23 protein-coding genes are annotated in these 25,478 nt (G+C 53.9%); 1 reads left to right on the top strand and 22 read right to left on the bottom strand.

From position 1 onward, the window contains the following. Positions 1-12 precede the first annotated feature (12 nt). Complete coding sequence (locus tag M1136_03065; GenBank protein MCL5074620.1) at positions 13-1,233, bottom strand: 6-phosphofructokinase; 1,221 nt, start codon at positions 1,231-1,233, stop codon at positions 13-15. Positions 1,234-1,365: 132 nt separating this feature from the next. Between M1136_03065 and M1136_03060 the strand changes: the two genes are divergently transcribed. After that, entirely contained in the window at positions 1,366-2,487 is a 1,122-nt protein-coding gene (locus M1136_03060) for a glycosyltransferase family 4 protein (protein MCL5074619.1), read from the top strand. Positions 2,488-2,508: 21 nt separating this feature from the next. Here M1136_03060 and M1136_03055 read toward each other — a convergent pair whose 3' ends face one another. The 21 genes from M1136_03055 to M1136_02955 all read right to left on the bottom strand — a co-directional run bounded on the left by M1136_03055 (position 2,509) and on the right by M1136_02955 (position 25,478). Beyond that, positions 2,509-2,796: a DUF4367 domain-containing protein gene (locus M1136_03055; GenBank protein MCL5074618.1), complete on the bottom strand. Its 288-nt coding sequence runs from the start codon at positions 2,794-2,796 to the stop codon at positions 2,509-2,511. A 10-nt stretch (positions 2,797-2,806) separates the two neighbouring features. Further along, positions 2,807-3,229, bottom strand: coding sequence for a hypothetical protein (locus M1136_03050; GenBank protein MCL5074617.1), 423 nt, complete (start codon positions 3,227-3,229; stop codon positions 2,807-2,809). Positions 3,230-3,322: 93 nt separating this feature from the next. Beyond that, entirely contained in the window at positions 3,323-4,348 is a 1,026-nt protein-coding gene (locus M1136_03045; protein ID MCL5074616.1) for a beta-lactamase family protein, read from the bottom strand. 160 nt (positions 4,349-4,508) lie between these two features. Continuing rightward, the gene (locus tag M1136_03040; GenBank protein ID MCL5074615.1) at positions 4,509-5,381 is read right to left on the bottom strand and encodes a carbohydrate ABC transporter permease; all 873 of its coding nucleotides are present in this window, start codon (positions 5,379-5,381) and stop codon (positions 4,509-4,511) included. Then, the gene (locus M1136_03035; protein MCL5074614.1) at positions 5,378-6,310 is read right to left on the bottom strand and encodes a sugar ABC transporter permease; all 933 of its coding nucleotides are present in this window, start codon (positions 6,308-6,310) and stop codon (positions 5,378-5,380) included. The genes M1136_03040 and M1136_03035 overlap by 4 nt, the downstream gene beginning before the upstream one ends. Before the next feature lie 181 nt (positions 6,311-6,491). After that, entirely contained in the window at positions 6,492-7,859 is a 1,368-nt protein-coding gene (locus M1136_03030) for a sugar ABC transporter substrate-binding protein (protein MCL5074613.1), read from the bottom strand. Positions 7,860-7,993: 134 nt separating this feature from the next. Further along, entirely contained in the window at positions 7,994-9,106 is a 1,113-nt protein-coding gene (locus M1136_03025; GenBank protein MCL5074612.1) for a C45 family peptidase, read from the bottom strand. A gap of 92 nt (positions 9,107-9,198) precedes the next feature. Continuing rightward, complete coding sequence (locus M1136_03020) at positions 9,199-10,038, bottom strand: carbohydrate ABC transporter permease (GenBank protein ID MCL5074611.1); 840 nt, start codon at positions 10,036-10,038, stop codon at positions 9,199-9,201. A 28-nt stretch (positions 10,039-10,066) separates the two neighbouring features. Then, positions 10,067-10,972: a sugar ABC transporter permease gene (locus M1136_03015; protein MCL5074610.1), complete on the bottom strand. Its 906-nt coding sequence runs from the start codon at positions 10,970-10,972 to the stop codon at positions 10,067-10,069. A 215-nt stretch (positions 10,973-11,187) separates the two neighbouring features. Beyond that, positions 11,188-12,582, bottom strand: a complete 1,395-nt coding sequence (locus M1136_03010; GenBank protein ID MCL5074609.1) for a sugar ABC transporter substrate-binding protein — start codon at positions 12,580-12,582, stop codon at positions 11,188-11,190. Between the two features lie 76 nt (positions 12,583-12,658). Continuing rightward, a complete protein-coding gene (locus M1136_03005) occupies positions 12,659-13,873 on the bottom strand; it encodes an acetate kinase (protein ID MCL5074608.1) in 1,215 nt (404 codons plus the stop codon). Then, a complete protein-coding gene (locus tag M1136_03000; protein ID MCL5074607.1) occupies positions 13,870-15,138 on the bottom strand; it encodes a DUF1116 domain-containing protein in 1,269 nt (422 codons plus the stop codon). The genes M1136_03005 and M1136_03000 overlap by 4 nt, the downstream gene beginning before the upstream one ends. Beyond that, positions 15,139-15,360 (bottom strand): fdrA domain protein, encoded by a 222-nt coding sequence (locus M1136_02995; GenBank protein ID MCL5074606.1) that lies wholly within the window; start codon positions 15,358-15,360, stop codon positions 15,139-15,141. Between the two features lie 13 nt (positions 15,361-15,373). After that, positions 15,374-16,933: an acyl-CoA synthetase FdrA gene (fdrA, locus tag M1136_02990; protein MCL5074605.1), complete on the bottom strand. Its 1,560-nt coding sequence runs from the start codon at positions 16,931-16,933 to the stop codon at positions 15,374-15,376. 10 nt (positions 16,934-16,943) lie between these two features. Next, positions 16,944-18,608 (bottom strand): FAD-dependent oxidoreductase, encoded by a 1,665-nt coding sequence (locus M1136_02985; protein MCL5074604.1) that lies wholly within the window; start codon positions 18,606-18,608, stop codon positions 16,944-16,946. Positions 18,609-18,642: 34 nt separating this feature from the next. Then, positions 18,643-19,746: a C45 family peptidase gene (locus M1136_02980; protein MCL5074603.1), complete on the bottom strand. Its 1,104-nt coding sequence runs from the start codon at positions 19,744-19,746 to the stop codon at positions 18,643-18,645. 129 nt (positions 19,747-19,875) lie between these two features. Continuing rightward, positions 19,876-21,546 (bottom strand): dihydroxy-acid dehydratase, encoded by a 1,671-nt coding sequence (locus M1136_02975; GenBank protein MCL5074602.1) that lies wholly within the window; start codon positions 21,544-21,546, stop codon positions 19,876-19,878. A 17-nt stretch (positions 21,547-21,563) separates the two neighbouring features. Next, complete coding sequence (locus tag M1136_02970) at positions 21,564-22,598, bottom strand: zinc-binding dehydrogenase (protein ID MCL5074601.1); 1,035 nt, start codon at positions 22,596-22,598, stop codon at positions 21,564-21,566. 24 nt (positions 22,599-22,622) lie between these two features. After that, on the bottom strand, positions 22,623-23,597 hold the full coding sequence (locus M1136_02965) for a transketolase family protein (GenBank protein ID MCL5074600.1): 975 nt from the start codon (positions 23,595-23,597) through the stop codon (positions 22,623-22,625). Between the two features lies 1 nt (position 23,598). Then, positions 23,599-24,459, bottom strand: a complete 861-nt coding sequence (locus tag M1136_02960) for a transketolase (protein ID MCL5074599.1) — start codon at positions 24,457-24,459, stop codon at positions 23,599-23,601. After that, entirely contained in the window at positions 24,447-25,478 is a 1,032-nt protein-coding gene (locus M1136_02955; GenBank protein ID MCL5074598.1) for a LacI family transcriptional regulator, read from the bottom strand. Before M1136_02955 ends, M1136_02960 begins: the two co-directional genes overlap by 13 nt.

The following is a 25,478-nucleotide window of genomic DNA, read 5'->3' as shown; positions in this document are numbered from 1 at the left end:
CCACTGTCTCAGTCAGTCGGTCAGTCTAGGGAGGCAGAACTTCCTTAACCTTACATATTGAGGCAAGGGGCTACCGAGTAGAGGTTGAGCATAGGCGACGAAGGCTGAGGTGACGAAATTCTCCTCTGCGTTGAGGTAGGCATCCGGCAGAGGTCTCTCGCTGTTAGCCACCTCTGCCAGATCAGCCAAAGCGGTCGTGCAGCAGTAAGCAGGGCCTGGCTCTCTCATCAATGTCACCATACGGTCGGTGTGTCCTTCCAGGGCGTAGCGAACGGCCATCTGGCCCGTCAGATAGGCCTCTTCCAGGTCTATTGAGGAAACGCAAGTCATAGACATCCTTTGGATGGTACCTGGCTTATCCCAACGAGCACATAGGCCGAGCTCATCGGTGACCAAGCGGCAAAGACGGCTGGCTACTCCCACAATATAGGGATGACCAAAAGCGTCCTTCAGCCGTGTCTCCGATACGGTGCCCAACGGCTGTCCTTTCTCATCCCGCAGCGTCTCTGGAACGATGACTACGGCATAGCCGAGGCGACGGTAAACCATCTCCAGATCAGTCAGCAATTTATTGCTGGCCAGAGGGCGCTCTGGAAAATAGATGAGGTGGGGCGCATCCTCGTCGGTACGCTTGCCCAGGGCGCAGGCACCTGCTAACCAACCAGCATTGCGGCCCATAACCTCGATGAATTTGATCGGATCAGACCTGGCCATAGCCTCCGTATCCCGTCCGGCCTCCTGGGTGGCTATCGCCAGAAAGCGAGCAGCACTGCCATATCCGGGGCAGTGGTCGGTCAGGGGTAGGTCGTTATCGATAGTCTTGGGCACGTGGATGACTCTCAGGTCATATCCCGATTGCTGAGCCAGTTGGGCTATTTTGTGGGCTGTATCGGCGGAATCGTTTCCGCCTATATAAATAAAATACCTGACACTATAATCGTTGAGCGTTTGGAGGACTTTGGCCGTGTCAGCGGGCTGCAAGCGATAGCGACAGGAGCCGAGGGCAGCGGCCGGGGTCAGGCGTAGCCCTTCAATAGTGGAGGGATTTTCGGCTTGCAAATCTACGAGTTCTCCATTTAATATTCCCAGCACACCGTGTAAGGTGCCATAGATCCCACTGATCAGTTTGTGCTTAAGCGCCTCGTGGATGACGCCAACCAGGCTGGCATTCATGACGGTCGTACAGCCACCGGATTGGCCGACAAGCAGGTTGCCTTTCGGGGTGATCGTCATTGAGGTTGCCTCCCGTGTGATGATATGATACTGTAGGCTAGCGAGGGAGTCAACAAACGGGCCTCTCTGGAAATGCTATCCTGTGCGCTTCGAGGCGCTCTTGAGGCGTGAGTCCTCAGTGGTGAGTTTCGCATGCGTGTCTTGATGATCTCTAAGGCCCTGATCGTTGGTGCCTATCAGAAGAAGGCGGAGGAGCTGGCCAGGATGGCAGATGTGCAGCTCAGCGTCGTCGTCCCTCCCTACTGGAGGGATGGTCGCCAGCGAACTTATCTGGAACGGGCCCACCTGGTCGGATACGAGCTGATTGTGGAGAAGATCCTCTTCAATGGGCATTTTCATCTGCATTTCTATCCCGGATTGAAGCGTCATTTTCAGCGTCTTCAGCCGGACATCGTTCATATTGAAGAGGAACCATATAATCTGGCCACCTGGCATGCGCTGCGCCTCGCTAAGAGGAGGGGAGCCAGGTCACTCTTTTTCACCTGGCAAAACATTTATCGCCGGCTTCCCTTCCCCTTCAACCTCTTCGAACACTATAACTATAGTCAGGCCGATTATGCTATTGCCGGAAACGAGGCTGCCAAAGATGTCCTGCGCCGCAAAGGATTCGGCAAACCCATCGCTGTGATTCCTCAATTTGGCGTTGATCCCTCTCTATACGAGCGAGAAGGCCTGGAGCTCACCTGTAGGCCAGCGGATCAACAAGGACGGCCATTTATAATCGGATATATCGGCCGCATCGTTCCTCAGAAGGGGCTTCTTTCGCTTCTGCGGGCGGCGGTCGGATTGGCCGGTCAGTGGCAACTGATCCTTATAGGCGAAGGTGACTTTCGAGCGCGGTTGGAGAAGGAAACGGCTGAATTGGGCATCACTGATCGCCTGATCTTCAAGGGGCCTGTGCCTTCAGTTGAGGTACCTCGCTACCTGACTGGATTTGATGTCTTAGTCCTGCCATCTCTGACGACGCCCAGTTGGAAGGAGCAGTTCGGACGGGTGCTTATTGAGGCGATGGCTTGTGAGGTGCCGGTGATTGGTTCTGATTCGGGGGAAATCCCTAACGTCATCGGAGACGCCGGCTTGATCTTCCCTGAGGGCGACGTGGAACGGCTGCGCTCTTGCCTGCGGCGCGTAAGGGAGGATGACGTCCTGCGCGGCCGCCTGGCCAGGCTGGGGCGTCAGCGTGTGCTTGACCATTACACTCAGGCCAGGATAGCGCAGGAGACCTACCGTGTCTACGCTGAGATGTTAGCCTGAGCTAAGGGCTGGGCACCAACCTTAATGCGGCATACTTCTGGCTACCTTCAATAGCTCCTCTGGGGGATAGATCGTGGTCAGGATCAGATACCTATCAGCGGCTCTCCAACGTAGCTGATTACATGGCGTACCGTCGTCCCCCTTGCCTGTGAGAAGTGTACCCTCTTGACCATTGATGGTTATGGTGGTCCTCTCTAAAATTGTGACCGGTTCAGGCACGGTTGGAGGCGGATCGGCGCTTGTGGTGATTATCTCGTGGATCAGTAGCCCCTGGCGCCAGTCGGCGGAGCGGAAAAGCAGCGAGACCATGCGCACTGGTTCACGTCGTCCGACTATCTCTGCGGCTAGCCAGGCGGTGGTCCCCTTGCCGAGAGAGGCGTTGGCGTAGGAGTGGGATTAATTCCTGAGTTATGAAAAAGGCCGTGGTCATAAACATAAGCACGATAAGCGCATACCACAGGAGAGTGGGAGCTTGGGGTTGGCCGAGCCAGTGGCGTAGGTCAAAAAGGGCGATGTTCGCCCGGAAATGAGGACCACTGCGCCATGGAGAAAGAAGGTAGTAGAGGGGGATGGTTACTGGTGGTAACAGAAGAACCAGAAGGCGGAACCCGAGGACGAGGGAGGGGAGGCGAATGCACCAAACCCTTAACAAGGCCTCGACGATGATAGCGATGAGCGCAGCGTAGACAACGCTTTGGATCAAATATTCACTGAGATAGAACGGCCACAAGGTTGATGGCATAGCGTATCACTGTCTTTCCAGGACTACTACAGTGAGTATAAATCTCTTGGGGAGGCTATGTCTAGTTGCCGGGGGTAAAGGTGATCTTCTTGGCTAGGCCCTCACCGCGCCGGCGATGGCGTTGTGGAAAAGGGGCCTTAGGCAGTCAATCTTATTATTCTCTCTGGATGGATGGACGCGATTGGTGAGGAGGATCACAGCTAAATCCAGGCTTGGACACAGGCACAATGATGTGCCTGTGAAGCCGGTATGTCCAATGGAGAGCGGCCCTAGGAGATCACCAAATTCTGGCATCTGGAGGGCCCATCCCAGCCCACGTGATGCGTTCAGCTGAGGCGTATGATTCTTGAACATCGCTTGGACGGTGAGAGGGCTAAGTATGCGTCTCCCAGCGTACTCGCCTTGATTGAGCATCATTTGGGCGAAGATGGCCAGGTCCCAGGCGGTGGAGAATAAGCCAGCGTTGCCTGATACACCGCCCAAGACGTCGCAGTTTTCGTCGTGAACAGTTCCCCACATCACCTGGCCTCGCCAGCGGCAGTGTTCGGTAGCTACGATGCGTTCCCGTTTCTCCGCTGGGGGTCGAAATCCGGTATCCTCCATCTTTAAGGGGCCGAAGACGTTATTGTGCAAGAATGTATCTAAAGTGACCGCGGAGACCCTCTCTACCACATCGGCTAATAGGTGAAAACCCAAGCATGTGTAGTTGAAGGCCTGTCCGGGTGGTGCCAGCAGGGGCATATTGTAGATAGCAGAGCGTAATTGTGCTGGTTCCGGATAATCGTGATGTAGTTCCGGCTTGAGGGGTAATCCGGAGGTATGCGTGAGCAGATGCCAAATCGTGACTTCGCTTTTCCAAGGACCGCGGAACTGGGGCAGGAAGGACTCGATGGGATCATTCAAGCGCAGGTGTCCCTGCTCCACCAGAGACATGATCGCCGTGGCCGTGGCTACGGCTTTAGTCAGCGAGGCCAGATCGAAGATGGAATCCCGGCGCATAGGACGTCGCTCAGGAGTGGTCATAGCTTCCCCTAAGGCCTCATATAGGGCCACCACCCCATAGCGCATGACCAGGGTGACAGCCCCAGGAAAGGCCCCCTCGGCTACCCCTTTATTCAATACCTCGGTAGCCGAGGCGAGACGGTCGGGGAAGAAGTCGGCCTCTTCCGCAGAGCCAATCCTGATCTGGCGCGTTCTGATGTGGGAACTTATGCCCAGCCTCCTGGCAAGGTTTATTAGACGCTTAAATATCTAGAAGTTGTATCTATCGTCCTTATCCCTAGCCCTTTAATCCGGTGGTGGCGATCGTCTCAATAAAGAAGCGTTGAGAGAAGATATAGATTATTAGGGTGGGGATCATAGCCAGGAAAGTGCCAGCCATCAGCTCACTCCAGTAGACGTGCCACTGGGCCTGGAAAAAGCTCAATCCACCCGTTACAGTCATCGTATCCGTGTGGGTGATGAAGATTATGGGCCCCAAAAAGTCGTTCCATGAGGTCATAAAAGCGAAGACACCGAGGACAGCGAGGTGTGGCTTGGCTAAGGGCAGACAGATACGCCAATAGAGGTCGAAGAGGTTACCGCCATCGATAGCGGCGGCCTCGATTAGTTCTCTGGGAACGGCGAGGAAGGCCTGGCGCAGGAGAAAGATGCCAAAGGCACCGGTGATCCCTCCGAAGAACGGTGGTACCCAGAGAGGGAGTAACGTATCCAGCCAACCTAGCTTGCTCATCAAGATGAAAAGGGGCACCATAATCACTTGGAAGGGGATCATCATGGTGCCTAGTATGATTATCAGTAGCAGGTTGCGGCCAGGGAACTTCAGGTTTGTCAGGGCAAACGCCGTAAAGGAGCAAGACAACAGTTGTCCAATGGTGGCCAGGATGGCTACCTGAAAGCTGTTGAGGTAGAAGCGGGGGAAGGGGTAATTGTGCCAGATGGTCTGGAAGTTGGTGAAGACCATTGGATTAGGAATGATTCTAATGGGCATCAGAAAAAGATCACCGGTCCTGGTCAAGGCCGTCTTGAGCATCCAGAAGATGGGTGACAGGAAGATGATGGCTATGACTGTGAGCAGCAAATAAATGGACAATACTCTTAAGAAGGTACGGTATGTAGGTGGAGCTTGTCTCGATACAGTAATCGTTTTCATTGGTAATAGACCCACCTCCTTTGGACAACGAATTGCACAATAGTAATGACCATGGTCACGGCGAAGAGGATGAAGGCCAGGGCAGAAGCGTAGCCCATCTTGTACCAACGGAAGCCACTTTCGTAGATGAAGTAAACCATAGTGTAGGTAGCATTACTGGGGCCACCACGGGTCATGATGTAGGTTAGGTCGAATACGTGAAAGGCCCAGATCACGGCGATAACCAGGATGAAAAACGTAGTGGGTGAGAGAAGAGGGATGGTCACGTGCCATAGTCTCTTCAAGGGTCCCGCTCCATCCAGGTTGGCTGCCTCATACAGCTCCCCAGGGATGCCCTGTAGACCAGCCAAGAAGATGACCATGTAGTATCCGGCATTGCGCCAAACGGAGGTGAGCACTATAGCTGGCATAGCCCAGGTTGTATTGGCCAGCCAGGTGAGGGTGGGTAGATGAAGGGATTTAAGAGCGTAATTGATCAATCCGAAATCTGGACTGTAGAGCCAGGCCCAGAGCAAGCCAATGGAGGCCAAGGAGAGCACAAAGGGCATGAACAAAACAGCGCGGTAGACCGTGATTCCCCCCAGACTACGGTTGATGGCCAGGGCGAGGAAGAAGGCTAACAGAATCTCCGCTGGAACGATGAGAACGATATAGTAGAGGGTGTTATATAGGGATTGCCAGAATAGTTCATCCTGGATCAGGTTTTGGTAGTTCTTTAAGCCAATGAAAATGGGTGCGGTGAGTATATCCCATCTAGTGAAGCTGATCGCGAAGGCGGCAATGATTGGGCCGGCGACGAAGACGACCAACCCGATCAAGTAAGGGAGCAGGAAGAACAAGGTCCATCCAGCGTTGGCCATTTTTGGACTGCGTATGGCCTTTAGGGCTCGTCCCAACCAGCTCTCAGAAATTTCAACTGTTCTTTCCATAAACGTCATTTTCCTTCCAATCGGCAGCTAGAGACCGATGTCTGTTGGCCATATTGAAAACGCACAGAACCCCCCTCGCAGGGTTATCCCGACGGCGGATACCCGTCAACTATGTGATCGGCAGGTATCCGCCGCCTTATGCCCTTCCGTCCCCAAGATAATAAAGGTGTGTACCCCTACCTCATTGACCGGCCAGAATCTTGTCGATCTTCTCGCTGGCCTTGGCGCATGCCTCCTTAGGAGTCGTCTGGTTCAGCCAGACCAGATCAAATTCCTTGGCGATGACCGAAGTACCCCCGGCCATGATCTGGAACCACTGGGCCGTGAATTGCAGGCTTCGCCCGTAGGCGTAGGAATCGACGAAGACCCGTAAATTATTTGGTGGTCCAGTCAGGTAATCTGGGCTGAGGGCGATGGCCTTTTTGGATGGCGTGGACATCTTCGTCTTGCCCATGGCCTTCTGTCCATCATCGCTGAGCAGGAAGTTGATGAAGGTCCAAGCGGCTTCCTTGTTCGGCGTCTTATTGTACATCACGATGGCTTGCGTCCAGTAGGCTACTGCTCTCTTCTTGCCCTTGGGTAGTGGGGCTAGGTCCCACTTGAAGGCTGTGATGCCCAGGGCTGGATTCACCGAATAGGAACCATCGATGCGCATGGCTATCTTGCCGGTGTGGAATGGATTTACCCCAGCCGGCAGCTGTCCTGGTCCAGGCGAGACCTTATACTTGTAGATCAAATCTTGCATGAACTGGATGGCCTCCACCGCCTCCGGCGAGGTCAGGGTGCACTTGGTCCTATCCTCACTGAGAACCGCCCCCCCGTTTTGAGCGATGAAGGAGACGTAGGATGGATAAAGGTTCTCCGAGTAAAACCCCCATTGAGCCACGTTTTTCGCATCGAAGCCAGGATCGGTGGGGTGTTTGCCATTGGCATCAACAGTCAGCTTTTGGGCTGCCTCCAGGAGCGCTTGCCAGGTCCAGGTATCATCTGGATATTTCACCCCTGCCTTGTCGAAGAGGTCCTTGTTGTAATAGAGGGCCTGAATATCCAACTCGTAAGGCACGGCATAGATCTTGCCCTGATACTCTGAGTTCTCCTTCTCGATGGTATAGTCGCTCAGGTTGATGCCGGCCTTCTGGAGATAGGGCCCCAATTCCTCAAAGACCCCCTTGGGGGCGATATTCTGGAAGTTTGCCCCGCTCATCATGAAGACGTCGTAGACTGTACCAGCGACGATCTGAGCGCTCAGCTTATCGTAGTACTGCGCAAAGGGCGCCGCTTCGATCTTGACGTCAATGTTGGGATGCTTTTGCTTGAAGACAGCTACCTGGGCTTCAGCCGCTTTTCGCCGCCCGGGGTCCTCATAAATTCCCCACCGGATGGTGACCGGCGCCGGTGGCACTGGCGTGGGGGAAGCTATGGCCACCGTTGGGGCGACGGCTGGTTTGGTAGGTGTCGGCGTCGCTGGCGCCGCCGGAGCACAGCCCATCTCTAAAACAGGCAATAGCACCAGTGCCAAAATTGTTGCTAGGAAAATCATCTTTTTCATCTCTTTCCTCCTAACCAAGAATCAACGTGCCTGAGATGGTCATCCTCTGCCGCAGGTTGCCCCTTGACGCTTGCGGTTAGCAGGGTGGCCATCGGCTATCCACTTTGCGATTGCCGTCCTTTTTTCTTGGGGCGTTACCTCCTTCCTAGCGAAAAGGCCTGATATTCCCGTTCACACGGGTTACCAGCCGTCACGACCAGGCTTGGCATAGATGGGTCGATGATTAGTGAGGCTATGGTTTCGGTCAAGAGTGGCTCCTCCACGTGCTCCCCCTCATGGCGGCAGATAGAGAAAGGATAATTGACATGATCCTTAGTGAATGTTTTAAGATCCTCCATCGTGATGTTCCCAACCTTATCTTCCAGCAAATTCTGCATGCGGTTGTAGCGGAAGAGGCTATCGTGGGAATAGGGAAGGCGAAAACGCTCATATCCCCTCAGGATGGGAGTGAGGTAATGGTTTGTATGAGCGATGATACCTTTAGTAGGATACAACGGCTCGTAGTTGGTGGCCGTCGTCTCCAGGCTCAGAACCTGGTCGGTGGCATCGGCCAATAAGTAGTTTATCCCCGACGCTCGCCTAGCACCGCTGATGGCCGCTATGGCATCACCGATGCGTTCTTGCTGAAGAATCTTTCTTACTATGAAGGTATAAGGAACCCCTGATCGGGAGTCGATCGGTACCAGCTTATTGATCACCACCCCTATCCCGGCAGAGTTGACGCCGGCGCAGCCCAACAACCCCGGCATTGACCATAATAACGCCGCTGGTCCTTCATCTGGCTTCAAATGCATCACCATCCCAGCAGTCTTGAAGATGGACCGATAATCATAGTTCTCCCCAATATAAGATTGGCCGTCAGTAGTAGCCTTGCCAGTGACACCGAAGACGGTACAGCCAAAGAGGAGCTGGTCAGCCAACATTGGATAGGCGAGGTCTTCGAAGTCCATAAGACAATTGAAGGCGAATATCTCCGATAGCTCCATCTCGGTCGCCTCAGCCATACCGCGCAGCTCCTCAACAAGGTCTGGGGCATACTCCATGGCATACGGTAGGTATCTGTTGGCTAGAGCCAAATACTTATCGTGAGGTAGGTACGTTAGACTCTTTCGTTTGAATAGCTCATGAAGGTTGGCAAAGTTATCTTCAACCAAGTAGGGAATGAGATTTTTATTCTGCGAACCAAGCGCATATCCTATCTCGTAAGGTGAACCACTGGCCTCGAGCACGGGTGTGACATCTTTCATAGGGCGAAATCTTTTCCTCCCTAATACCTTGGGTCAGGAAATCCACTTAAGGATGGCTATTCCTGGTCCCATCATCTCAGTGCGCCTATCTCTTAACCTTTGACTGCTCCCTGTGTTAATCCAACGATGAATTGTTTCTGCATAGCGATAAAGATAATCATGATAGGAAGGATAGACAAAATGGAGCCAGCCATCAGCGGCCCATACTCTATATTCCACGGATTTGCATATAAGGTAGCCAGACCGAGGGGCATCGTATACATATCAGAAGTATGTAACATCACCAACGGCCAAAGATACGAATTCCAGGAGGTTAACCAGAGGAAGATGGCCAGAGCCCCCAAGGCTGGCCTGACCACGGGGAGTATTACCTGCCAATAGATCTGGAATTCGGAACAGCCATCGATCCGACTGGCATCAAGCAGCTCATCGGGGACCGAGTCGATATATTGCCGCATCAAGAAGATGCCGAAGGCGTTGGCTGCGCCGGGGATAATCAGGGCCTGGAATGTATTCAACCAGCCGATTCGGGCCATGAGAGCGAACATAGGGATGATAGTTACCAGTTGTGGTATGGACACCGAGCTCAGTACGACCCAGAAGAGGAAATCGCGTCCAGCGAATCTATATTTGGAGAAGGCATAGCCAGCAAGAGAGGAGAAGAAGATGCCTAAGAGGGTGCTGCCAGCAGCCACTACGCCGCTATTAAGCATCCATCTGGATAGCTCGGTTGTTTTGAGGAGGTGAAAATAGTTATCCAGGATTGGCTTTTGGGGAATCAGGGATGGCCGTGGTGAGAAGAGCTCCGCTGGTTCTTTTAGCGAAGATACGACTGTCCAATAGAAGGGGGCGATGGTTAGAAGCAGAAAGATTATAAGAATGGTGTAAATCAAAGTATTCAAAAGCGGATTGCTCGTATTTGTTCTAGACATAATCTAAGACCTCAGCTCTGGTCAAGTCTCACCTGGTTAGGATCTTCACCTGTAGATAAGCGATAACAATCATCATTAATGTCATCAGATAGGAGATGGCCGAGGCGTACCCGAACCTCGAAAACTGGAAGGCGTTTTGGTATAGGTATATAGGCAAGGTTAAGGTCGCGTTGGCTGGACCACCCCGTGTCAGAATCCAGGGCTCCTCGAATATTTGGAAGGACCAGAGGGATGACATCACCAGGACAAACAGCAACATAGGTCTTAGCAAGGGAAGGGTCACGTGCCAGACGCGTCGCAGCGTGCTGGCCCCATCGACAGCCGCCGCATCGTAGAGCTCTCGATCGATCGCCTGTAGCCCGGCCAGAACGAAAACCATGTAGTATCCGGTAACCCTCCAGACCCTGGCGCCAATGAGTGACCACATAGCTAGGTTACTATCATTCAACCAATCCGGTTTTAGATTGAACCCCAGGGCCTGTAAGACAAGATTAAGAAGGCCGAAATCTCGACTCAGAATCATGCTGAAGATGAGGGCGGTGACGGCTAGGGCGACGGTAACGGGAATGAAGTAGGCTGTACGGAAAGCCTCTCTGAACTTCACAGCACCTTCATTCAGGATTAAGGCCAAAGGCACAGCGATACCCATCATAATGATGCTGTAGACGATGACAAAGAAAAAGGTATTCTTGACCGAAAGGAGGAAGATTGGATCAGAAAACAACAGTTGTCGATAGTTGCTTAAGCCTATAAATATTGGCGTACCTATGGCTTCCCATTTGGTGAAGCCTAGGTAGAATGAGAACAGGATGGGCCCTATCCAGAAGATTATGAACAGGATAAAGAACGGAGAAATGAACAAGTAAGGGGCCACTTTCCGTCCATTTACTATCCACCTTATCTTTTGTGCTGGTGCTGTTGCTATGCTCGCCATTTAGAGCTCCAACAAAGTACCTTACCCCGCCTTTTCTGCGTGCAAAGCACGGGCAGATGGCTAGCGACAAGCTGTGGCTGGGTTCAGCGTATCTGCGCCAATGGCGCAGATACGCTGAACCCTTCGGATACCTGCTCTAGGAGCAAAACCTCGCCGCAGAGCAGGTATCTGACCACAACTGCTGCTAATTGCCTCTCTGATAGAGTGCAGAGTGGCTATCTTCCAATGCCCTTTTCCTTGATCCGTTTCTCCACATTATCCCAGGCTTGTTCTGGCTCTTGCTTCCCGGCCCACATGGAGTCGATCTCCTCGCCCAGTATCACTGATACCTCAGCCCAACCCAGATAGTTAAAGATAGGTGTGGCACGATCGCGAAGGAAATCACGAAGGGTGCCACCACCGAAGTAGGGATCGGGTTTGTCTATGACCTCCTTGCTCTCAAAGGCTGGCTTGTAAGAGGGGATCTGATTCCCCTTTTCCCAGAGTAGGGTCTGTCCTTCCAGGGAAACGGCGTAGAACTGGACAAATTTCCAAGCTTCCTCTGGGTACTTGGTCTGAGCCGGTATAGCTACCCCCGACGAACCTAGCTCGGCGTTGTACTTAGGGGCATCTTTCGCCCATAGTGGGAAGGGTGTCCTAGCCCATTTTCCAGAGAGTCCCGCACAGTTTCTCTTCATTGAGACGATATCGCCGGAGTTCATCGGCCAGGTAACGAAGGCGTTGGCATTCATGCCGGCGTAAAACTCTGGCTTAAAGAGCTGAGTGAGCCAGCCAATATTGTGTTTGGCCTTTAGGTCATAGTACCAACGCAACGTCTCCTTGGCCAGCTTGTTGTTCTCAATGATCTTGTTACCTTTGTCGAAGATATTGCCCCCGCGCGATTGCAGGTACATGCGGTAGTGATCAGAACCCCAAAAGCCGCCCGGAATCCAAAGGGGAAGCATGGCTATATTCTCTTTCTCGCGCAGCGTCTTACCGATTTGGATGAACTCATCCCAGGTCTCTGGCGCTTTGAACCCGTATTTATCGAAGATATCCTTGCGGTAGAATAGCCCGCAGAGGTTATTCTCCGAAGGAAGTCCGTAGATACGGTCTCCAACGGTCATGAGACTCAACAGGTGTTCTGGGATGTCTTTCTTGAATGGGGCAGCGCGATCAGTGATATCCAGCATGCCCCTGCCCGGGCCGGAGAATTTGTAGAACATCCGCATCACTACTCGGGAAATATCCGGTGCTCCCATGCCCGCCGCTAGGGCGGCTACAAGCTTATCCTGTAGATCCCACGGCCCACCCACGGTGGTTTCAATCTTGATGTTGGGGTTCTTGGCCATGAAGCCCTTGGCTAGCTCCTCGTCGTGCTTCTGCCAGGTCCAAAAGGTCAGCTTCACCTCTTTGGGGGGAGGCGTGGGTACGGGCGTAGCTACGGCTACAGGGGTTAGTACGGCTGGTTTGGTAGGTGTCGGCGTCGCTGGCGCCGCGGGAGCACAGGCAGAGAGAAGGGCAGCTATGCTTGAGGCAGAGAGACCTAAAGCTGTAGTCCGAATAATGAACTCCCGGCGACTTATTCTCCTCTGGGTCAGTTGATCCATCAGTCGATTGATCTCGCTCATCTTCTATTCCTCCTTAGTGTTAAACAGCAATCCACTTTCAACGATGATAATTAATGGTTTATACATCATACATATGTCACTTCCTCCTTGGCTCCTGCAGGATACCTACCAGGCGGGCGGTCTCTCTGGCTACGATGATCTCCTCATTGGTGGGAACCACCAATACCTTCACTCTGGCCCCATCTCTGGAAATGATGGCCTCGACCCGACGACAATTGTTCTTCTGGGGGTCAAGTCGTATCCCCAGAAATTCCAGTCCACTACAGACTCTGCGACGCACCTCAACACTGTTCTCGCCGATGCCCCCAGCGAAGGCCAGAGCATCCACACCGCTCAGGGCCGCCGCATAAGCCCCAATGTATTTCTTGATCTCATAGACAAAAACGTCGAGGGCTAGCGCGGCGCGTTGGTCGCCACTCCTGGCTGCTTCCTCCAGGTCTCTTACGTCGCCGCTAAGCCCTGATATGCCCAAAAGCCCCCCTCGCTTGATGAGACACTCGCGGATCTCCCTTGTGGTTAGTCCTTTCCTCTCCATGATATATGGAATAACGAAGGGGTCGATGTCACCACAGCGCGTTGACATAGAGACCCCGGCCTGAGGCGAGAAGCCCATACTAGTATCGATCGATCGGCCATCCTGTATAGCGCAGATCGAGGAGCTACCCCCTAAATGACAGGCGATGAGGCGTAGTCCTTCTTTGGGTACCCCCAGAATTTGGGGCACCCTTTCGCATATATAGCGGAAGGAAGCGCCATGGAAGCCGTAACGACGTACGCCATACTTCTCATACCACTCGTAGGGGAGTCCATAGGTATAAGCGTGCGCAGGCATCGAGGTATGAAAGGCCGTTTCGAAAAGGGCTACTAAAGGCGTCTGGGGGATAAGACTTTGGAAGATGCACATGGCGGCAATGTATGGCGGGTTGTGGGCTGGAGCCACGTCGTTATACTCCTCCATAGCAGTGATGACCTCATCAGTAACCAGGACGGCGCCGCTGAGACAGCCGGCGTGAACGGCTTTGAATCCAACAGCGCTGAGCTGGCTGAGGTCAGCAATACAACCTGCTCTGGGATCACAGAGTAAAGCCAGGACCTGCTTGATGGCTGCCGTATGGTCAGGGGCATCTATCTCCTGGATTACAGCGGGCATCCCAGCAACCTGATGGCTTAAGGGGGCCTTGGCGCTGCCAATGCGCTCAACCTTGCCTATGGCCAGGGTTTGCTCCCCCTCCATCTCGATCAATTGATACTTGAATGATGTGCTTCCCACGTTGGCTACCAGTATCTTCATAGCTCCTCCAGCGCGTATTTTTGGGCGAAGCTGAGGAAGGCTTTCCTGAAGCACTCCATTGGTATGCTGGCTACGCCAGCCCCGGCCTGCCCACCTCGCTTGTGGATGATACCAGCGTGGCTTTGAGGCTCGATACCCTTTTCCAGGACCTTAATGATATCAATGCATGTCGGTGTCCCCTCGAAGTTAAGGATTGGTATCTGGTAATTGGGGTTCATTCCTATGGTTATCTCCCTCATCAGTCGCGTTCGGCTGATGGCTTCCTGCACCGTGCTGCCAGTGAGGAGGGTTACTGCTGGCGAGGCCGCTGCCGCTAGACCGCCGAGTCCCATCGCCTCTACCACGCAGCTGTCGCCGGAGAAGGGGACGGTGTCTTCGATCGTCCAACTGGGGTTGAGATAGTTCCCTTGGATCAGCGGGGCTGGCGCGGTGAACCATTCTTCTCCGAGGCTGCTCACTTTGATGCCGACCTCAATCCCGTTGCCACCCATCCCTGTGACTACCGTACAGTAGTCGATCCCCTTGGCAGCCTGAAGTACAGCATTACAGCCGGCCATCAGGACGTGCAGAGCGAAGCGTTCGGCCTTGATCAAGAAATCCAGACAACGGACTAGCTCTGCTTTTTCAAGATCTAGTTGAGCCAGATGAGGTGTGAGTTCAGCGAAGATGAGAAGGGTTGAGCCGAGCTCGCGACTGTGGTTCTCATCGCCCATGTGTAAAGAGCGCGCGATGACATTTCTCAGATTGACCCCACCCGTTTCTCTAAGGGCAGTGTCCAGAGCTGGTCCTAGCACTCCCTTGAACCAGGCCCAGCGCTCTTCCACCACCTCATTGTAAATGCCCCAGCGCAGGGCTTCAGAAGAAGGCCCCTCTTGGATGGTGGTATAAGACTCTGTCCCGTGGGCCAAATCCCTGGCTACTTGAATAGGCATGGAGGCAGTAGTAGGAGCCATCCCACCTCCCGGTACCCCGTAATCTAGCCCCGGCGCTAATTCTATCTCACCCCGCCGCACCATCTCCAGGGCCTCCTGCCTTGTTTTGGCTAGGCCCTCAAAGAGGATGCCGCCAATGACCCCATCCCGTTGGGCTGGTACCATCCTATCGATCTCAATGGGTGGTCCAGTGTGTAAGAGTAGGTTTTTCTTCATGCCCGGAATAGCTTCGATCGCTGGTTTCACCCCAACCCATACTGGTTGGCCCTGGACAAAAATATCGAAGGCCCTCTTGTTCGCTTCTTGGATCCTTTGGTGGATGTCCTTTTCCATTTATCTTCCCTTTTCCGTATGTTCATTGGGATAGGGCCTAGATGAATCTTGGTGTAGCTTCTCTAATAGCTTGGCTATCCTGAGGTCACCTCCGGCTGGTGGGTGCCAGTCAACGTGAGCCGTCTCTACCCCCTGTTGCTTTAGGGAAGCGGCCAGTGTTCTCACCCCAATGTTGATCACCTTGACCCTGGCCTTGCATAGCTTTTTGATCTCATTGGACATTCTAGCTTCCCCCTTAGCCATCTCTCTGGGCGGCTCTGATGATCAGTCCGGCCAAATGTGCTGCTTGTGCGCTACTGGGCGTCACGATAACCCCTGCCTCACGCAGCTTCTCCTCCTGGATTTCCAGATTCTGGGGATCACGTTTTGTGCCACACACTGAGGCCACTACCGTTAGATGTCTCCCTTCCTGACGAGCGTCATCCCTTGCTTCGGTGAGACAACTGGCCAGAAACCCGGCTGGGTCGGGATGGACGGCCGGTCCCAGGATGACATCAAGTAACAGGACGGCCACTTCTGGATCTTGTGCCTCTCTGGCCAGGCGTATGCGGTAGGGGGTAGGGTCGAGCACAGGATGGGGTCGTCCGCGCGTAAATTCTTCGTCACCAAGATCGATCAGGCTGTGCCCCTGGCTCTCCTGAGAATTCTTAAGGCGTAGGTGGGGGTATAGAGGTGCGTTGGAATAGATAGGGCCGATGATATCTTTCAGGATGAGCTGCGCTTGCAGGCAGAATGTGCCGCCGCCAAACAGTCCACGGAGATACTTCTGGTTTGCCTTGAACTTGTATGCCTCCTCGGTGATGATTTTGGTGATCTCCGTCTCCGGCAATGAGAAGCATCGCTTTTGGGGGACGCTGCCCTCGATTAGATTGACGGCAACGAAGGCGGCATCGTCCAAGGTGGCTGCTGGATAGGCCCCGGCGGCTATGATCGGCTCCATTGCGCCACCCAAGAAATTCACTACCACTGGCTTTCGGCAGTGTCGGACTCGATCCAAGATCAGCTGAGCCACCGATGGAGCCGGTGGCTTGGCGATCAAGACGATGACTCTGGTCTCCTCATCCTCGTCCAGGGCCTCTAGCCCTTGAAGCATCGTCGCTCCGCCAACCACTTCATGGAGATCACGGCCACCGCTGCCGATGGCTTGGGAGATTCCTAGTCCGGCGCGCTCGATCAAGGCGGCCACTTCTTGGATACCACTGCCTGAAGCACCGACGATCCCGATAGGACCAGGGCCGACGATGCTGGCCAAGGCTAAGGCTACACCGTTGATGTTAGCGACGCCGCAATCAGGCCCCATAACCAGGAGACCTTTCTCCTTGGCCAGCTGCTTTGTGGCCACCTCATCCTCCAGGGGCACGTTATCACTGAAGATAAGTACGTGCAAACCACGACGCAGGGCCTTGCGGGCCTCGGCGGCAGCGAACTCACCCGGTACTGAGATGATGGCCAAATTGGCCTCGGGCAGCGCTTGGAAGGCCGCATCGAGAGAGTGATACGATTCAACCTCTTGTTCGATATCCCTTCGAACGAGGTATTCGTCGATGTTGTTCAGGATCTCCCGGGCGATGTCTTCAGCGGTTACCCGCATGGCCACGATCATGTCATTGGCCGTGGCCGCTTTTGCTTCTGGGGTGAGGAGGCCGAGCTCCTTTAACATGTCCTTATTGGTATCAGTACCTATAACTACTAAAGCCTCGGCGATCCCCTCGATGGCACGGATCCTCTTAGAGGCGTTCATCAAGATCACGGAGTCACGATATTCATTTCGACGAATAAGGGATTTAATGATCATCGCCTTCCATCTACCCCCTAGATAAAGGCGGTGAAGATTTTGGCCAGCCTTGTCGCTCCAGGGATGGTAGTAAATAGGTTATAGTCATGCCAGCGTCTCCTCTTGAGATGGCAATATTTCTCAACCATGATAGGTCGTCTCGTTGAGGATAGTCATGACGATAGTGGGCCCCACGGCTCTCCTGGCGAAGCAGGGCGGCTTTGGCGATCATTTCTCCTACCAGGAGGGCATTTTTGCCCTCAAAGAGGGATAACCATTCCCCCAAATTGGTGGGCTGAAGGCTAGCGCATTTTGCGGCCAAAGTTTTGATCTCTTGTATCGCTTGCTCTAATCCTCCTCGTTCTCTAACCAAGCCAACTTTAGTCCACATAATTTGCCTGAGCCTAGATAAGATCGACCCAATAGGCCAGGTGCGCTCCTCTTGGGGAGATATCGACCGCACGATCTGGTTCCAGTGTTTGTCCAACTCCTCTGGGCTGAGTTTTGGCTCGGCTGTCCTTAAGGCATATGCAGCCGCGTAGTGGCCGGCACGGTGACCGAAGACTAATACGTCCGTGCCGGAATTGCCCGCTAGTCGGTTTGCTCCATGTATGCCTCCTGCCACCTCACCCGCGGTGAAGAGGCCGGGAATAGAGGTCATAGTGTACTCGTTGATACGTATGCCTCCCATCATATAATGTTGAGCGGGAGCGACCTCGAGGGGTATGGTCTTTGGATCCAGGCCTCCTGCCCGGCAAATGGCCAGGAAGCGAGGGTGTTTTTCTAGGGAACTGTTGGTGAGATCAAAGAATACGCCCCCGTTTGGTGTCGCCCTGCCCTCTTGTATTTGGGTATAGACAGACCTGGCTAGTACATCCTTGCCAATGCCTTTACATCTGTCCCTATAATTAGGGAGGAAGTCCTCTCGTTGTCCGTTGTAAACGGCGGCACCCTCTGAAAAGAGGAAGGAGACGCTAAATCCACGACACTCCGCTGGGGTGATGATGACGAAAGGCTCGAATTGGACAAACTCCATATCGATCAATTCCGCCCCCGCACTATAGGCCAAAGCGTATCCATCACCGCTAAGCCTAGGGGGATTAGTGCTAAAGGCATAGATGCCGCCTATGCCTCCTGTTGCCAGGATCGTCGCCTTCGCCGAAAAAGCATGGATGGTTTGCTCCTGAGGGTTGATGGCTAAGGCGCCTTTGACTTGGCCATCGCCCATTAGTAGGGATACAACAGTCGTTCCAGAGTGTATCGTCACCCCGTGTTCTTGCAGCTGCTGTTGCAAGCAATCAACGATCCTTGGTCCCGTTTGATCAGTATAATAGAGGGTTCGCGGACGATTGTTGCCTGCTGTCAGGCGAGGGGCATAGGTGCCGTTGGCCTTCTTCAAGGGTACACCGATCTCTTCTAAGAACTGGACTTGCTGAGTGGATTCGGTGGCAAGGATGGCCACCAGGCGTGGATTATTGATAAATTCGCCACTTAATACGGTATCACTGAAGAAGTCAGCTGGGCTATCGCCGGACTCAGCGAGACAAGCGTTTAGGCCGACTATACCCAAGCTGGCCGGGCCCTTCGTCAGTATAGTAACCCTAACGTTGCTCTCGGCAGCCGCTAGCGCTGCTCGTAGAGCAGCTGTACCCCCACCGATGATCAATACATCCGTTGATGATACTTGCCTTTTCATCCGTCTTGTGTCCCATCTTTCTTTGGTAAAGGCGTTACGTTACTGGTTCTAAGTTATGCCTTTCGTAAGCATTTTGACAAGGATTGCCTGTAGTGATCCACAGCGACAGCCGGCGCAAATCCATAATCATGGAGGAGATCGTATTCCCTGTCTGAAGCTCGGATAGTCCTGGCAGTGGGTGGCGACAGATTGACTGAGGATAACCAACATGGTCTTTAGCGAAGCTCATTAGATCCTGCAGGGTGATATGGCCGCGGCGTTGTCGTAACAGCTTGTTGATTCTGCTCCAGCGCACGTAGCTATCACCGTTATAGGGTCGGCTGGGGGCATCATAGGGCAAAAGGCGTGGATGAACATAGTGGTTGGTATGCCCCACGTATTCCTCCAAGGCGTAGATTATCTCGGCTTTGGTAGCCGTCGTTTCCAGGCTTAAGATCTCCCCATTGGCATCGGCCAAGAGGTAATTGATGCCTGAGGCGCGCCGGCTGGATATAATGACGTTTATGGCGTCGGCCATGGTCCTCTGTTCCAGGGCTTTGCGCAGTACGAAAGTGTATGGCACACCGGGATGGCTATCGGAGGGTGTCAGATTGTTGATTACGATGCCTAATCCAGCCGAATTCATCCCCGCGCAGCCAACGAGGCCAGCGATGGTGAAAAGCATAGTGGTGAGGTTTGGTGCTGTATTTAGCCTGATAAGGAGGATACCTTTTTGGAATAGTCCGCGCAGATCGTAGTTCTGTCCTAGGTAAACCCCATTATCAGCTGTTGCCGAATGGGCCGCAGCGAAGGTGGTGCAGCCGAAGAGCAACTCGGTAGACGATTGAGGGTAGGTGAGATCAAAGAGATCAAGGAAATAGTTTAGGCCAAACACTTGCTCAAATTCTAGCCCTGCTCCTGAGGCTATACCCCTTACCTCCTCGACTAAATCTGAGGCGTATCCCATAGCGTAAGGCAAACCCTTACGTACCAGATTAGCAAACCGCTCATCGGAAAGAGGGGTAAGCCCCTTCTTCTCTACCAGGTTCTGTAAGCTGAGCCTGTTCTTCTCCACCAATTCTGCGGTTATGGTCGCAAAATGCGATCCGTAAGTATAGCCGCGCTCGTAGGGTGAACCGCTAAGGGTGAGCAGCTCCATTTATCGTCTCCTCAAGGCCGCACTACGACCGCAATCACGCCCTGATGTCGGCCAATTACCATGCTGACAGCCGATCTCCCCCAAGCAATGACCGTATTTAAATATGAATCTCATACCATTGACCTATCTTTAAAAGTAGCGCTTGCCCAGCACAGCACCTTTCCCCAGGGATTGCACCATTTGGGCGTAAATAGAGAGATAACTTCCAGGCACAACTGTTCCGGGTTGAGGGGTAAGGGTCGCCAAACGAGCCTCGATCTCAGCGTCATCAAGAGCCACATTGAGCTGGCGGGCTGGTATATCGATGGAGATGATGTCCCCATCCCGAACGGCGGCGATGGGTCCACCTACGGCTGCTTCAGGTGAGACATGCCCGATGCAGGCCCCCTCAGTGGCGCCAGAGAAACGCCCATCAGTGATTAGGGCTACAGAGCGGCCTAAGCCCATACCAACGAGCTGTCCTGTAAAGGCGAAAACGGTTACCAGCCCAGGGCCACCCCTGGGACCCTGATTCAAGATGAGCACCACATCCCCTGGCCTTATCGCACCAGCTTGAAGCGCGGTGGAAGCATCCCCTTCTGACCAATAAACCTTAGCTGGTCCGGAGAAGACATACATTTCGGGGCATACGGCTGATTGTTTCACGATCGCTCCCTCAGGGGCGATATTTCCCCTGAGTATGGCCAGGCCACCCTCCTTTTGCAGAGGGGCGTCGAGAGAGCGGATAACGGCGCGATCCAGCACGGTAGCAGCAGCCCAATGCTGTCCGGCAGATGCCCCAGATACGGTTAAGACGTTGGGGTTCAGCTTGTCCCCACTAGCCAGTTCCTTCATCACAGCCTGTAGGCCACCTGCCTGATCCAGGTTGGGCATGTAATACGGACCATTGGGGGCGATGCCGCAGAGCAAGGGTACCTCTCGGCTACATCGATCAAAGAGGGCTAGACAGTCGATGTCTAAGCCAGCCTCTACGGCGATGGCTGGCAGGTGAACAACACAATTAGTGGATCCGCCGATAGCCATGCTCACCTTAATAGCATTTTCGATCGATTCTGGGGTGATGATTTCTCGTGGCGCAATTCCTTCCGCTAGGAGGGTCATAATCTGTTCTCCGGCGCGGCGCGCCAGATCCAGGAGACGTGGCCCGATGGCTGGCATAGTAGCATTGCCTGGTAAAGACATGCCCAGAGCCTCGGTGACACAACCCATAGTGTTGGCTGTGCCCATAAAGGCACAAGCACCGCCGGGGGCACAAGCCACCCTGAGAATATCGTCCAATTCCTCTTGGGTCAGCCCACCGCTCTGTCGTTTACCAACAGCCTTGCCCACCTCCAGGAAGGTGCAGGGCATGCCGCGGTGCTCTCCTAAGGCCATATAGCCCCCTGTCACCAGTAGGGCAGGGATATTTATTCTGGCTGTGGCCATCAGATGGGCCGGCACAATCTTGTCGCAGGTGGAGAGTAGCACCATAGCATCGAACTGGTTGGCCTCAACGATCACTTCTACTTCAGCAGTGATAAGGTCTCGGCTGGGCAGGATATATTTGGGATTAGCCAGGGCGAGGCCATCACACAACCCCATCGTGTATACTTCGAAGGGCACCCCTCCTGCTTGGCGAATGCCTTCCTTGACCGCACGGGCAACCTCACGGAGATGTAAATGCCCGGGGTTAGCCTCATTCCAGGAGTTGATTACGGCCACGAAGGGGCGTTTGAGCTCGTCTGCGCTTAACCCGCTGCCGAATAAGAGAGCTCGTCGCTCAGCAGCCGCTAACCCTCGGCAGTGTTTGCTTCTCAGCATGTGCCCTCTTCCCCTCATTAAGAGTCTTCCGGCCTGAGGATGATTTTGCATCCCTGACGCTGTTGCATTTGGGTGAAACCGATTTCCCATTGAGAAAGGGGTAGTTCAGTCGTGATAAGGGGGTGAACAGCCACCTTACCCTGGGCCAGGAGCTCTAATGCTCTTTGCCAAGAAACATAGGTAGCGCCGAAAGAACCGACAACCGTCAGCTCCTTGGTAGTAATCTGATTGAAATCGAGTTCTATATTTTTAGCGAAAAGCCCTACTTGTACGTAGCGCCCCCTTTTTTTAACAGCCGCTAGACCTAATTGGGCCGCGGCGGCTGCCCCAGCACACTCAAAAACAGCATCAGCCCCTTGCCCGGCGGAGTAAGCGAGGACGGTTGCCAGAGGATCTTGTTTTTGCCCGTCGATGGTCGCGTCTAGACCGAGCGCCGCGCCGAGGCGCAGCCGTTCGATGTCAGCGCTTGTGCCGCACAGGATTACCCTGGCTCCCTGAGCCCTGGCCACCTGAGATACCAGGAGCCCGATTGGGCCCGGGCCGGTGACCAGCACCACGTCTGCGGCCGAGACGTGTCCATGCTCCAGGACGGCGTGCACGCAGCAGGATAGTGGCTCGGCCATAGCCCCATTTAAAAAGTCGATGTTATCTGGCAAACGGTGTACTTTCTCTTGGGGTACCAGACAATATCTAGCGAAGGCCCCGTTGACTCCACTTCCTAAGGAACGTCGCTCAGGGCAAAGGGCTGGAGCACCCATCCGGCAGTATGCGCATGTTCCACACGTCTGCACAGCAGCCTCACAGGTAACCCGATCGCCGATCTGCCAGCGGGAGACGCCAGCTCCCAAGTCCACGATCACACCGCTAAACTCATGCCCCATGACCACTGGTGGCCAGGAGGGGAAGAGGTCGTGATATATATGTAAATCGGAACCGCAGATACCGGCGGCCTCAACGCGCACCTTCACTTCACCAGGACCTGCTATGGGCTCATCTATATCCATCAGGGTCACGAACCCTTGACCGTGCTGTGTTTTAACCAAAGCCTTCAAAAATTTCCACCTCGTTAATATTCTTTACGACCTTCGGTCGGCTGTAGTCCTCCTGATGGAGGTGAGGCAATAAAGCATCGTCTCCGCCGCCTGGGCTATACTGAGAGCATCAATACCGTATTTGGCGAAGAGGTCGCACGGCTTACCCGAATCGCCGAAGACATCCTGCAAGCCCAAACGTTTCACTGGCACGCTAGGAGTTTCCCCTAGGGCCTCTAACACGGCGCTCCCCAGTCCACCGATGACGTTGTGATCCTCAACTGTGATCAACGCCAGGGAAGAGTGAGCGGCAGCCAGGATCGCTTGAGTGTCAATAGGTTTAATGGTGTGAACGTTGAGAACAGCAGCCCGGATGCCGCGAGCGGAGAGAAGGTCAGCCGCCTCCAAGGCCATGTGGACGGTTACACCAGTGGCAATTAGGGTTACCTCACCGTCGGGTCGCAGTGGCACGGCCTGGCCCAGGACGAAGTGGTGATGTTCATCAGGCAGATCGGGCACGTTTGAGCGCCCGAGACGGATATACACTGGGCCCTTATGCTCCAGGGCGGCTTCCACAGCATAAGTCGTTTCCCGCGCATCGGCAGGGGAGATAACAGTCATGTTCGGGAAAGCGCGCATAATGGCGATATCCTCTATGGACTGATGTGTCGGTCCGGCTTCGCCCACATCGAGGCCAGCGTGTGTGGCTACAATTTTGACGTTTAGGTTAGGATAGCAGATGGAGGTACGCACCTGTTCGCAAGCTTTCATGCTGGCGAAGACGGTGAAGGTGCTGACGAAGGGGACAAGACCGCAGGTGGACAGCCCAGCGGCCACCCCCAGCAGGTTCTGCTCAGCACACCCCATATTGAAGAACCGTTGAGGGAACTCCTTGGCGAAGTGCACTGTTTGCGTCGATTCCGATAGGTCTGCGTCTAAGACTACGATCTTAGGATTCCTTCGACCTAGCTCAACGATGGCTCGGCCGTAGGCCTCGCGGGTTGATCTAAGCTCGCTCATCTCAGGCGTTTTCCTCCAGCTCTTTGAGGGCTTGGGCCAGGAGTTCTGCTCCAGGTGCTTTGCCGTGCCATTCGTACCTATTTTCCATATAAGAAACGCCCTTTCCCTTTACGGTGTGGGCGATAATGATTGTTGGTCGATCCTTGGCTCGCTTGGCCCCTTTTATGGCAGTGATGATTTGGGTGATATCGTGTCCATCGATCTCTCGTACCCGCCAACCGAAAGCTCGCCACTTTGGGGGCAATGGTTCGAGGGCGATTATTCTTTCGGTAGCTCCATCAAGTTGTAGTTTATTGCGGTCTAAAATGGCGATAAGATTATTCAATTTATGATGGGAAGCGGCCATAGCTGCCTCCCAGACTTGCCCTTCTTGAACTTCCCCATCGCCCAGTAATACGAAAACGTGGTATCGTCTCCTCAAGATTTTGCCGGCCAGGGCCATGCCGACACCAGCCGATAGTCCGTGTCCCAGCGAACCAGTGGTCATGTCTAAGCCGGGTGTTTTCTTCATATCAGGATGTCCTTGAAGCATGCCATCAACCTGGCGAAAGGTGGATAATTTCTCTTTGGGGAAAAAGCCTGCCTCAGCTAAGGTGGCGTAGAGGGCAGGGGCAGCGTGTCCTTTGCTGAGGATAAAGCGGTCACGATCTGGCCATTTGGGCTCACTTGGCCTAACGTTAAGCAGACAAAAATAGAGGGAGGCCAGGATATCGGCGCACGAGAGTGACCCGCCGGGATGTCCGGAGCTGGCTGCCCCAATCATTTGTAAGGCTGTGCGCCGGATGAGCCGTGCTTTCTGCTGGAGCTCAAGAATAGTTTTGCATTGCTGGTCTCTCGTCTTTGTCTCTCTCAAGGCATGCATCGTTTCTCCATGTGGCTTGACTTATTGGCTCCGCAGGATGCTCTTATCACGAGCTTAGGTTCCATTGTTACTATCTTCGGTTTTGCCTTCTTCCCAGTCGCCCTATCCAAAAGCATCTTGGCCGCGATAGTGCCCATCTTATAGGCAGAGACAGCCATAGTGGTGAGAGGGGGCGTTATCAGGGAGGCTAGGAGGATGTCATCGAAGCCAACGATGGCCACGTCGTCAGGTACACCGGCTCCGACCTCCTCTACGGCCCTGATGGCCCCAATGGCCATCACATCATTAGCGGCAAAGAGGGCGGTGGGCCATGGTTTCCGTTTCAATAGCCGCTTCATAGCCAGGTAACCGCCTTGATATTGGTACTTCCCATCTTCGATCAAGTCCTCATCCACGGCTAAGCCATACTCAGACAAAGCGTGCTCGTAGCCGCGCCTTCTCTCCTGGCTGGTTCGGATCGACATCTGTCCAGTGATGAAGGCGATGCGTCTGTGCCCCAGGGTAAGCAAATGCCGGGTAGCCTGATAAGCACCCTCAGCGTTGTTGATGATCACGGCATCGGTCATAACCTCTCCGACGTAGCGGCCAGCGAAGACGAGATTAAGTCCCTCCGCCAAGAAGGCGTTGATCTGCTCCTTGTTAACCCCGGTGGAGGCGAGGATGATGCCATCGACCTGCTTTTGCTGCAGAACCCTGATGTAGGTTAGCTCCTTTTCTGGCCGGTTATCGGAATTACAGAGGATGACGTTCCAAGCGCGGCGGTTGGCCACATCCTCAACACCGCGCGCGATGGCTGGAAAGTAAGGATTAATGATGTCAGGGATAACTAATCCGATGGTACGAGTTTCCTTCGTCACTAAGCTGCGCGCTAAGAAGTTTGGTCTATAATCAAGTTGTTTGACAGCTTCTTCAATGCGCTTCTTAGTTTCCTCTCTTGTAATTATCTTATTATTCAGCAGGCGGGATACGGTGGTTGGGGATACCCTAGCGAGGGCGGCTACATCCTTGATGGTGGCCAT

The sequence above is a fragment of the Chloroflexota bacterium genome (assembly GCA_023475225.1).
Taxonomy (GTDB): domain Bacteria; phylum Chloroflexota; class UBA6077; order FW602-bin22; family JAMCVK01; genus JAMCVK01.
Note: the sequence above shows the minus strand (reverse complement) of the source record. Positions and strands in the feature narration are given on the sequence as shown.

Excerpts from the sequence above, each read along its gene's own strand:
- M1136_02980 (MCL5074603.1), bottom strand. The coding sequence starts at position 19,746 with ATGGAGCTGCTCACCCTTAGCGGTTCACCCTACGAGCGCGGCTATACT.
- M1136_02995 (MCL5074606.1), bottom strand. The coding sequence starts at position 15,360 with ATGTCCAATGAGATCAAAAAGCTATGCAAGGCCAGGGTCAAGGTGATC.
- M1136_03025 (MCL5074612.1), bottom strand. The coding sequence starts at position 9,106 with ATGAAAGATGTCACACCCGTGCTCGAGGCCAGTGGTTCACCTTACGAG.
- M1136_03030 (MCL5074613.1), bottom strand. The coding sequence starts at position 7,859 with ATGAAAAAGATGATTTTCCTAGCAACAATTTTGGCACTGGTGCTATTG.
- M1136_03050 (MCL5074617.1), bottom strand. The coding sequence starts at position 3,229 with ATGCCATCAACCTTGTGGCCGTTCTATCTCAGTGAATATTTGATCCAA.
- M1136_03005 (MCL5074608.1), bottom strand. The coding sequence starts at position 13,873 with ATGAAGATACTGGTAGCCAACGTGGGAAGCACATCATTCAAGTATCAA.
- M1136_02955 (MCL5074598.1), bottom strand. The coding sequence starts at position 25,478 with ATGGCCACCATCAAGGATGTAGCCGCCCTCGCTAGGGTATCCCCAACC.
- M1136_03040 (MCL5074615.1), bottom strand. The coding sequence starts at position 5,381 with ATGAAAACGATTACTGTATCGAGACAAGCTCCACCTACATACCGTACC.
- fdrA (MCL5074605.1), bottom strand. The coding sequence starts at position 16,933 with ATGATCATTAAATCCCTTATTCGTCGAAATGAATATCGTGACTCCGTG.
- M1136_03060 (MCL5074619.1), top strand. The coding sequence starts at position 1,366 with ATGCGTGTCTTGATGATCTCTAAGGCCCTGATCGTTGGTGCCTATCAG.
- M1136_03065 (MCL5074620.1), bottom strand. The coding sequence starts at position 1,233 with ATGACGATCACCCCGAAAGGCAACCTGCTTGTCGGCCAATCCGGTGGC.
- M1136_03000 (MCL5074607.1), bottom strand. The coding sequence starts at position 15,138 with ATGGAAAAGGACATCCACCAAAGGATCCAAGAAGCGAACAAGAGGGCC.
- M1136_02975 (MCL5074602.1), bottom strand. The coding sequence starts at position 21,546 with ATGCTGAGAAGCAAACACTGCCGAGGGTTAGCGGCTGCTGAGCGACGA.
- M1136_02965 (MCL5074600.1), bottom strand. The coding sequence starts at position 23,597 with ATGAGCGAGCTTAGATCAACCCGCGAGGCCTACGGCCGAGCCATCGTT.
- M1136_03015 (MCL5074610.1), bottom strand. The coding sequence starts at position 10,972 with ATGGCGAGCATAGCAACAGCACCAGCACAAAAGATAAGGTGGATAGTA.
- M1136_02960 (MCL5074599.1), bottom strand. The coding sequence starts at position 24,459 with ATGCATGCCTTGAGAGAGACAAAGACGAGAGACCAGCAATGCAAAACT.
- M1136_03055 (MCL5074618.1), bottom strand. The coding sequence starts at position 2,796 with ATGGTCTCGCTGCTTTTCCGCTCCGCCGACTGGCGCCAGGGGCTACTG.
- M1136_03010 (MCL5074609.1), bottom strand. The coding sequence starts at position 12,582 with ATGAGCGAGATCAATCGACTGATGGATCAACTGACCCAGAGGAGAATA.
- M1136_02985 (MCL5074604.1), bottom strand. The coding sequence starts at position 18,608 with ATGAAAAGGCAAGTATCATCAACGGATGTATTGATCATCGGTGGGGGT.
- M1136_03035 (MCL5074614.1), bottom strand. The coding sequence starts at position 6,310 with ATGGAAAGAACAGTTGAAATTTCTGAGAGCTGGTTGGGACGAGCCCTA.
- M1136_03020 (MCL5074611.1), bottom strand. The coding sequence starts at position 10,038 with ATGTCTAGAACAAATACGAGCAATCCGCTTTTGAATACTTTGATTTAC.